At 73.7% G+C, this 8,156-nt stretch carries 7 protein-coding genes; 1 reads left to right on the top strand and 6 read right to left on the bottom strand.

The features are described from left to right. Positions 1-7: 7 nt before the first annotated feature. Positions 8-1,261: a glycosyltransferase gene (locus DBR36_RS02700; protein WP_108317452.1), complete on the bottom strand. Its 1,254-nt coding sequence runs from the start codon at positions 1,259-1,261 to the stop codon at positions 8-10. A 48-nt stretch (positions 1,262-1,309) separates the two neighbouring features. Further along, positions 1,310-2,767 carry an oligosaccharide flippase family protein gene (locus DBR36_RS02705; RefSeq protein WP_108317453.1) on the bottom strand — a complete coding sequence of 486 codons (1,458 nt, stop codon included), beginning with the start codon at positions 2,765-2,767 and terminating at the stop codon, positions 1,310-1,312. A 32-nt stretch (positions 2,768-2,799) separates the two neighbouring features. Here DBR36_RS02705 and DBR36_RS02710 point away from each other — a divergent pair, with 32 nt between their 5' ends. Further along, positions 2,800-4,146, top strand: coding sequence for an O-antigen ligase (locus DBR36_RS02710; protein ID WP_108317454.1), 1,347 nt, complete (start codon positions 2,800-2,802; stop codon positions 4,144-4,146). Between the two features lie 17 nt (positions 4,147-4,163). On the opposite strand, the gene DBR36_RS02715 is transcribed toward DBR36_RS02710, so the two are convergent. The 4 genes from DBR36_RS02715 to DBR36_RS02730 all read right to left on the bottom strand — a co-directional run. Continuing rightward, positions 4,164-5,324, bottom strand: coding sequence for a nucleotidyltransferase family protein (locus DBR36_RS02715; RefSeq protein ID WP_108317455.1), 1,161 nt, complete (start codon positions 5,322-5,324; stop codon positions 4,164-4,166). After that, positions 5,311-6,204 (bottom strand): hypothetical protein, encoded by an 894-nt coding sequence (locus DBR36_RS02720; protein ID WP_108317456.1) that lies wholly within the window; start codon positions 6,202-6,204, stop codon positions 5,311-5,313. Before DBR36_RS02720 ends, DBR36_RS02715 begins: the two co-directional genes overlap by 14 nt. Continuing rightward, on the bottom strand, positions 6,201-7,409 hold the full coding sequence (locus tag DBR36_RS02725; RefSeq protein ID WP_108317457.1) for a glycosyltransferase family 4 protein: 1,209 nt from the start codon (positions 7,407-7,409) through the stop codon (positions 6,201-6,203). The genes DBR36_RS02720 and DBR36_RS02725 overlap by 4 nt, the downstream gene beginning before the upstream one ends. Positions 7,410-7,741: 332 nt before the next feature. After that, positions 7,742-8,156, bottom strand: a 415-nt coding sequence (locus tag DBR36_RS02730; RefSeq protein ID WP_146185182.1) for an LPXTG cell wall anchor domain-containing protein, incomplete at its 5' end; no start/stop codon positions are given.

Consider the following 8,156-nt stretch of genomic DNA (forward strand, 5'->3'; position numbering starts at 1 on the left):
ACGGCGTTCACGGGCACTCCGGGGGGCGAGGGGACGGGGGAGAGGGAGGGCTCAGGATGCGCCCGAGCGAGCGGCGGAACGTCTCTTCCGAGAATTCGTGCGACGCCCAGCGTCGGGCGGCACGTGCGACGCGCGCCGCGGCCTGGGGTCGCGCCGCGGCGGCCAGGAGGGCGTCGGCGAATGCAGCCGGGGTGTCGGCCCGCCCCCACACCAGGTCGGGGTCGTCGGTGATGCCCTCGAGCCCCACCGGGGTCGAGATGACGGGGAGCTGCCAGAGCATCGCGAGCACGGTCTTGAACTTGACCCCCGCACCGTCGCGGACGGGGACGGCGGCCACGTCGGCCCGGGCGTAGAACGCGTCGAGACTCGGCTGGTAGCCCGTGATCTCGATGCCGGAGCCGAGCGATGCCAGAACCCGCATCTCGGCGGTCGGATCCGCCCCCGCGAGGGTGAGGCGCGCGTCGGGGTGCACCGCGCGGATGCGGGGCCACACCTCTCGACACAGCCAGAGCGCGGCGCGGGCGTTGTCGGCGCGGCGGAACCACCCGACGTAGAGCACCTCGAACGGGCGGGAATCGTCGCGTCCGTCGGCGTGGCGAGGCGTGACGTCGGCGACGCCGCCGGCCAGAGGCGGGCGCACGACCTCGACGACGACGGCCGGCGGAGCGAGCGTGCGCGCCATCGCCGCGTCTTTCTCGCTGAAGACGATCACCGTGTCGACGCGCGAGATCGCCCGTCGTTCCGCGCGCCGCACGAGCGCGACCTTGAGCGAACGGATCGCGCGCGCCGGTAGGCCGCCCCGTCCACCGTCGCGCTGCCGCGTCACCTGCTGGGTCATGACGTCGTGCAGCACCAGCATCGTTCGCGCGTGCGGCGCCGCGAACCGCGCGATCACCCCGCCCAGGTCCGCTGCCTGGGTCCACTGGTACTCCACGACGTCGGCCGTCGCGAGAGCGGCACGAGCACCGGTCGATCGTGAGAGTCCGCGGTGCTCGTCGCGTCCCACGCGGGCGGGAGAGAGTCGACGCCTCAGTCGTTCGATGGGACCGGGGTGCGAGAGCGACCGGGCGGGATAGAGGATGACGGCGTCGGCGGGAACCCCGCGCGCCATTGCGCGACGGTTCTCGTCGGTGTCGGGAGCGATGAACGTCAGAGTGTGGCCCAGCTCGCGCAGAGCCCGCGCGTGGCGCAGCACGTAGTCTCCGCCCGCGTGCGGGATGCCGTTGTACGGCACGCTGCGCGTCACGCTCGCGATGTGCATGTCTCTCCTCGCCGGTCCCCCCGAGCGTGTCGGATCGTCGCCGCGCGTTCAGTCGCCGGTCGGGCGGGAGGGACGGATGAACCCGCGGATCACGGCGAGGTCGGCGCGGGCGAACAGAGCGGTCGCCGCCGCCGCGGTCGCACCCCACGCGGCGACGAGGACGAGAAGGCGCGGCAGGGGATCCCAGGTGGACACGGCCGAGAGATCGATCGCCGTGGCCGCCGCCCAGGCGGCGAGGAACACGGTCAGGATGCGGGTGGCGGACCCGGCGAGACGCAGGCCCGAGATCCCCGCCCGGGGGAGGAAGACGAACGTCGAGCCCGCCCACACGACCGCGTGCCCGAGAGCGATCGCGCCCGCCACCCAGAGCGGGCCCAGCGGCGCCCACGCGACGGCGAGGGCGATCATGACCCCTCGTCCCGCCGCCTCGGCGCCGAGCAGCAGCCCGGGACGGCCCCGTGCGACGAATGCCCAGTAGCCGACGTACCCCACCGTCTGGAACACCGCACCGATCGCGAACACGGGCACGAACGCCGCCGCCGGTCGCCACTCCGCTCCCAGAACGAGGTGGATGGCGGGGTCCGCCGTCGACGCGAGCAGGCTGATGTACCCGAGCACGGGGACGCACAGCAGGACCTGGAAGCTCGCCAGGCGTCGCTGCACGTCGGCGGCGTCCGGCGCGCGGCTCAGCGCGGGGATGACGATACGGGTCAGCGGGCTGGCCAGTTGCTCGAGAGGCAGATTCACCAGCTGGTTCGCCCGGCTGAACAAACCCAGTACTCCGGCCCCGGATGCGGCGCCCACGGTCATCGTGCCGATGTTCGACGACGTGTAGTTCAGCAGATGCACGACGAAGGTGTTGCCTCCGAACGACAGCAGACGGCGGATGGGTACTCCCCGACGGGGCGGTCGTGGCATCCATCCGGCGTAGGCGACGGCGGCCACCAGCGTCACGCCCGCCGCGATCGCGCCCTGCAGGGACAGCCCGAAGACGCCGTACCCGGCGACCGCCAGGGTCGCGGCGACGACCAGGCCCAGCCCGTCGCCCGCGAACTCGACCACCGCCAGGGTGCCGAGACGCCCCGACCGGTTGAGCTCGACGCGGTACTGGACGCTCGCGGAGCGCAGCGCGAACGCCGGCGCGAGAAGGAGGAGCACCGTCGTGAGGCGCTCGTCGCCGAAGGCGGAGCCCGCGGGCAGGGCCGCCGCGGCGACCACCGCCGCAGCCCCCACCCCGACGGCGGTGTTGATCCAGAACAGCAGGTCGCGCTGCGCGGGCGAGAGGACGGGGGCCCGGAGCGCGGCGAGGCTCAGACCGAAGTCGCCGAGGACGGCAGCGAAGCCGGCGAGGGCGAGCCCGAGCGATACGAGCCCGAAGTCGGCGGGGGAGATCAGACGCGCGAGCAGGACGATCCCGCCCACCTGCACGGCGTACTTGCCCCACTGCGCCGCGAGGAGAGCCAACGCGCCGCCTCGCCCGGGCGCGACGGAATCGAGCGTGGGCACGCAGCGTCTCCTCGGGTTGTAGCTTTCGGGCGATGAGCAGGCTAGCGAGCACCCGCGTCAGCGCCGGACGTCGACGCGACGAGCGCCGGGGGCGAGGTCGGCAGTCGCGCCGACGCAGGGCGGCCGTCCTGCTGCTCGCGCTCGCGTCGCTCGCCGAACCGGTGGTCGAGGCCTTGACCACGGACCGGGCCCACTACGTCGAGGGTGCCGTCACCGCCCCGCGTCCCCTGGTGGAGGCCGCCACCGCCACCGCGAACGCCGTGATCCCCCTGGTCGCGGTCGCCGTGCTGCTGGGGGCGATGCTCTGGTCGCGGGTCGATGCGATCCCTCTCGGCGTGGTCGCCCTGCCGTCGATCGTCGCGGTCGCCGACGAGTTCGCCCACGACCGTCCGGTCGGCCCGGCTTTGCTGCTGCCCGCACTCGCCGGTGCTCTCGTCATCACCCTGCGGGTGAAATGGTCCGATCTGGTCCTGCTCGGCCGGATCGGCGCCCTGGTCGCCGTCGTCTCGTTGATCGGCATGGCCGTCGACCCGGAGCGCGTCCTCATGTCGGCGGGTCTGGCGCACGCCGAGAAATCCCTCACGGGCGCCCCCCTGCTCGCGGGGATCTTCTCGCACTCGAACACCTTCGGCCTGTTCCTCGCGGCATCCCTGCCCTTCGCCTTCCTCGAGCGGCGGTTCGTCGTGCGGTGGGCGTTGGTGCTGCCGATCGCGTGGGCGCTGGTGCTGTCGTCGTCGCGCACCGCGCTGTTCGGCGCCTGCGTGATCCTCGCCGCGGTGCTGCTCGGCTGGGTGCTGCCGCGCGTGGTGTTCCGTCTGGTGCTGCCGGTCGGTCTCGCCGTGATCGCGGTGTTCGTGGTGCAGATCCCGTTCACCGAGACCGACCCCGCGGCCTACACGTATCGCGGTGAGATCTGGATGTACAACATCGGTCTGCTCGACGGCCACTGGCTCTGGGGGCGGGGCGCCTACTTCTACGCGGACCATTACGCCGAGCTCTCGCGGGCGCTGTCGACGGCCGCCAGTCACGCCCACAACACGCTGCTGACGACGCTCGTGACCGGTGGGCTGGTCGCCGTCGCCGGCGTCGTCGTCGTCCTGCTGGTCGCGTGGCGCGGCGCGGACAGTCTGGGTCCGCGCCGGGAGCTGCTTGTCGGGGGTGCCTTCCTGCTGGGCCTTCTCGCGCTATGCGCCACCGAGACGACGCTGCGCTTCACCGGATGGGGACCGCTGTCGGCGTGCTTCCTCGTTCCCCTGTTCGTCCTGGTCGCCGAGGCGACGGCGCGGCGCCCGTCGCCGCCCGTTGCCGGGGGACCGGATGACGCGATGATCGACCTCGCGCCCGCCCGCGCGCGCGTCGACGGCGTCCGTCTCGGCTGAGCGCCAGTCGGCGATCGTCAGCGCCGCGCGACCCGCCCCGTGAGCAGACCGCGCACGCCCCGGAGCACGCGGTGCAGTCGCGCGCGGAGCGGCCCCTCGCCGGCGTAGCCCGCGCGCCGCGCCGACTCGATCGCCACCTCGGCCGAGGGCCACACGAGTCGCCACAGCAGGGTCGCGCGGGCGCGCAGACCGTACTCGCCGAGAGCCGCGAAGTACGCCCTCGCCCGATCGGGACGGTCGCGCCACGCCCAATCGCGGGGAACGCCCCGGTCCGAGGGGAGCTCGGCATCCGGCACGGCCCGCAGCAGAGCCTCACGCAGCGCCGGGACCGCCGTCAGACGTTCGCAGGCCCCGACCGGGTCGTCCAGACGGCGCAGCAGATCGGAGGCGAGGTCGAGGCCGGACGGCGAGGCGCCGCGTCCGACCTCGGGCCGCGCGGCGTGCAGGGCCGCGATCACCGCGTGAGCGTCACGGGCCGGCACGCGGACGGATCGGCCCGCGACACGGACGGATTCGCAGGCGTCGAAGACGCGCGCGAACGCCTCGTCGTCGTCGATCGTCATCCCCGGCATCCGTCGATGCACGTCGATCTGGCATCCCCAATCGAGAGGTGCGAGCGTCGCGGAATGCCCGACGGGAGTGCCCCACCAGGGATCGGGCTCGCGCGACCACCCGAGCGAACCGAGCGCGGCCACGAGCTCGACCCACCGCCGCGGCTCGCACCAGACGTCGACGTCGCCGGAGTGTCCGCGCTCGCGCAGCCCCTGATGGCGCAGCTCGGGGCCTTTGACGAACACGCACCGGATGCTGCGACGCTCCGCGACCCGCGCGACCACGACGTGGACGAGCTCGTGCAACGGCGAGGGGTAGCGGGGTGTCTCCAGGGATCGGACGGCATCGGGGTGGCCCGCGGCGAAGACGGCGAGCCCCGCGGACGAGAGGTCGCGCACGATTCCGAGGTCGTCGGCCGGAAGATCCTCGTCCGCCGTCGGGAGCGCCCCGATCAGAGACCGCCAGACACGGGCGCCGTCCCCGAACAGGGCCAGGGGCTCGCCGCCGTCGACGGGGAGGAGGACGATCTCGACGCGAGGATCGAACGCCGCGTGTCCCCGGACGTCGAGCGCGGCGGCGGCGATCGGCATCCATCCCGCCCCGGGAACGGGGTCAGAGCGTGTCATAGGAGGGGAGGGAGGGTTCGCGACGGCGCAGCACGGCACCGATCGCGCGGACGATGCCGCGCAGATGATCGCGCGGAGCGGCCGAACCGAACAGCGCGAGGGGCGCGCGGACCAGCAGGGCGGCGACGACGATGGCGTCGGCCGCGCGCCCGGGCGTTCCCACCGCGGCGAGATACGAGCGCGCCGAGAAGGCGACGGCGGGGAGCACGCGCGCGATGTGGCGCGAGGTCGTCGAGGACTTGTGGTGCGCGATGCCCACGTCGACCGCGCGGGGGAGGCTGCCGCCGCGGGCCAGGTGGGCGCGGACGAAGAAGGCGTCCTCGAAGCAGAAGACGAAGCGGGGGTCGAGTCCCCCCAGCTCCGTCCACGTGCGGCGGCGCACCGCCACCGCGCTGAAGGACTTGTACCCGGGGCGGTCGCCGCGGCCTCTCGTCGGGTGCGGCACCCGGTTCAGGACGGGCTCCAGCAGCGAGAGCGAGGCGAAGACGCCCCAGCGCCCGGGCAGGGGGCGTTCGGGTTCGGGGTCGAAGTAGACGATGTCCGCCGCACCGGGCGCCTCTGCGGACGAGGTGTCGCGCAGGGCCGCGCGGATGCGGGCGGGAGCCGTATCGGGGACGACGAGGTCGTCGTTGAGAAGGACGATCCAGTCGCCGTCGTCGACCGCGTCGACCGCCGCACGGATCGAACGCGCGAAGCCCGGATTCGCTCGCGAATCGATCACCGGCACCTCGCACGACGACGCGCCGGCGGCGACGGAAGCGGCGTTGGCGACGATGCGCAGATCGATGCCCTCGGCTCGGAACGCGCGGAGCCACGGACCCGCTGCGGCGACCCGCTGCGGGCTGATCGTGGGAACCAGGGCGAGGATGCGCGGCGTCATCGTGCGGTGGGAACGCGGTCGTACAGCTCGAGGTGGCGGTCGACGACGTGCGACCACGCCCAATGCGGGTGAACGTGCGCCCGGGCGCGTGAGCGCAGGGCATCCCGGGCGGGGTCGCGCAGGACCGCGAGGATGGCGGCGGCGATGTCGCCGGGGCCGGCACCGCGCGCGACCAGGACAGGCGCGAGGCCGGATACGAGCTCGGGGTTGGCGCCGACCGGGGTCACCACGGCGAGGGTGCCGCAGGCGAGCGCCTCGGCGGTGGACAGGCCGAAGCCCTCAAGCGCCCGGGTGGGGGTGAGGGCGAGGTCGGCGTCGCGGTAGTGCTCGCGCAGATCCGTCTCGTCGATACGGCCGAGCAGGCGCACGTTCGCGGTGAGGCCGAGTTCGTCGATACGGCGCGCCAGCGCGTCGGCGAGGGGCCCCGACCCGGCGATGTCCAGACGCGCCGCAGGCGCCTGGGCGAGGACCGCGGGCATCGCTTCGACGAGGGCATCGACACCGGTGCGCTCGACCAGCCGCCGTGCCGTGAAGAGGACGGGGGCTCGAGGATCGGTCCGCCGGGGGCCGGCCGGGGCGGGGTGGAACCAGTCGGTGTCGAGCCCGCCCGGGATCTGCACGACGCGTTCGCCGCAGCGGGCGTCGAGTGCGGCGACCTCGTCGCGCACGAAGGAACTGAGCGTGACGAGCGCGTGTGCGCGTTGGAGCACGAAGCGCTCGGACGCGCGCAGGCCGCCGACCGCGGCGGCGCGGACGGGGCGGGGGAGGGCGTACGACCCCCGGCGCTCGGACAGCAGCTCGCGATGGACGGGCGCGTGGCACGTGTACACGTAGGGCCTGCGCGATCGTGCCGGCCCGAGCAGGGGGACGGGGAAGTGCCCGTGCAGAACCGTGCGACGCGAACCGCCGTCGGCGATCGCCGACTCGAGGTGCGCGCGCACACCGCGCGTGATGACTCCCGCGTACCGCACGGCGAACAGAGGGTCGGTCTTGGGCGGCGGGCTGTAGCGGCGGACGCGCACACCGTCGGCGGTGATCTCGTCGTCGGCCTGGTCATCGGCGGTGCGCTTGGCGATGACGGTGACGGACGCGCCGGTGGCGACGAGGCCGCGGGACAGCTCGCGCACGTAGCGCTCGAGGCCGCCCAACTTGTCGGGTGCGACGGCGTTGGTGAGCATGACGATGTGGGGGAGGGATGACGTCATCTCGGCGCGCCCTTCATCGCACGGCGACGCGAGGGGGCGGCCGGAGACAGGCGGGAGAGCGCGTCGGTCACACACCGACTATCGCGGCGCACGGGATCGCGCGGGACGCTGCGCCACCGGGGTGCGCGGCTCGGCCGGGTCCCATTCACCGGTGACCTCACCCGGTATCACCGCGGACATCACCAGCACCCCTGCGCCACGTCGCGACCGATGCCCACCCGTGGGGCGAGCGGAACGACCGCGATCGCGCGACGCAGACCACGGAAGCGGCGTCCGGAACGACGACATCCCGCGCGAGCCGTGCGGCCCGCGCGGGATGTCGTCGTCGATGCTCAGGCGCGGCGCGTGCGGCGGCGGCTGATGAGCAGCACGGCTCCGGCGATCAGCGCGCTGATACCGAGGAAGGCTGCGGCGAAGGGAACCCCGGCGCCGGTGGCGGCGAGGCTGCCGGCGGTGACCACCTCGATGGCGAGGGGTATCAGGGCGGTGCCGTCGGCGCGGGTGACCTCGAGGGTGTGTGCGCCGGTGGCGAAGTCGCCGGGCACGTTCACGCGGAAGGTCACCGTTCCGGAGGCGTCGGCGGCGGGGATACCGGTGATGGTGAGGGGCTGGCTGTGCAGCACCGCCTTCACCTGCTCACCGGCGGTGAGGCCGGTGACCTTGACGGTGAACGAGGATCCCTGGGCGACGCGCGTGGTGCTCGCCGTGGCGGTGGCGCTCGTCGCCGCGGGGGCGCCGGTGGTGCCG

Source organism: Microbacterium sp. HMWF026 (assembly GCF_003061325.1).
GTDB lineage: Bacteria > Actinomycetota > Actinomycetes > Actinomycetales > Microbacteriaceae > Microbacterium > Microbacterium testaceum_E.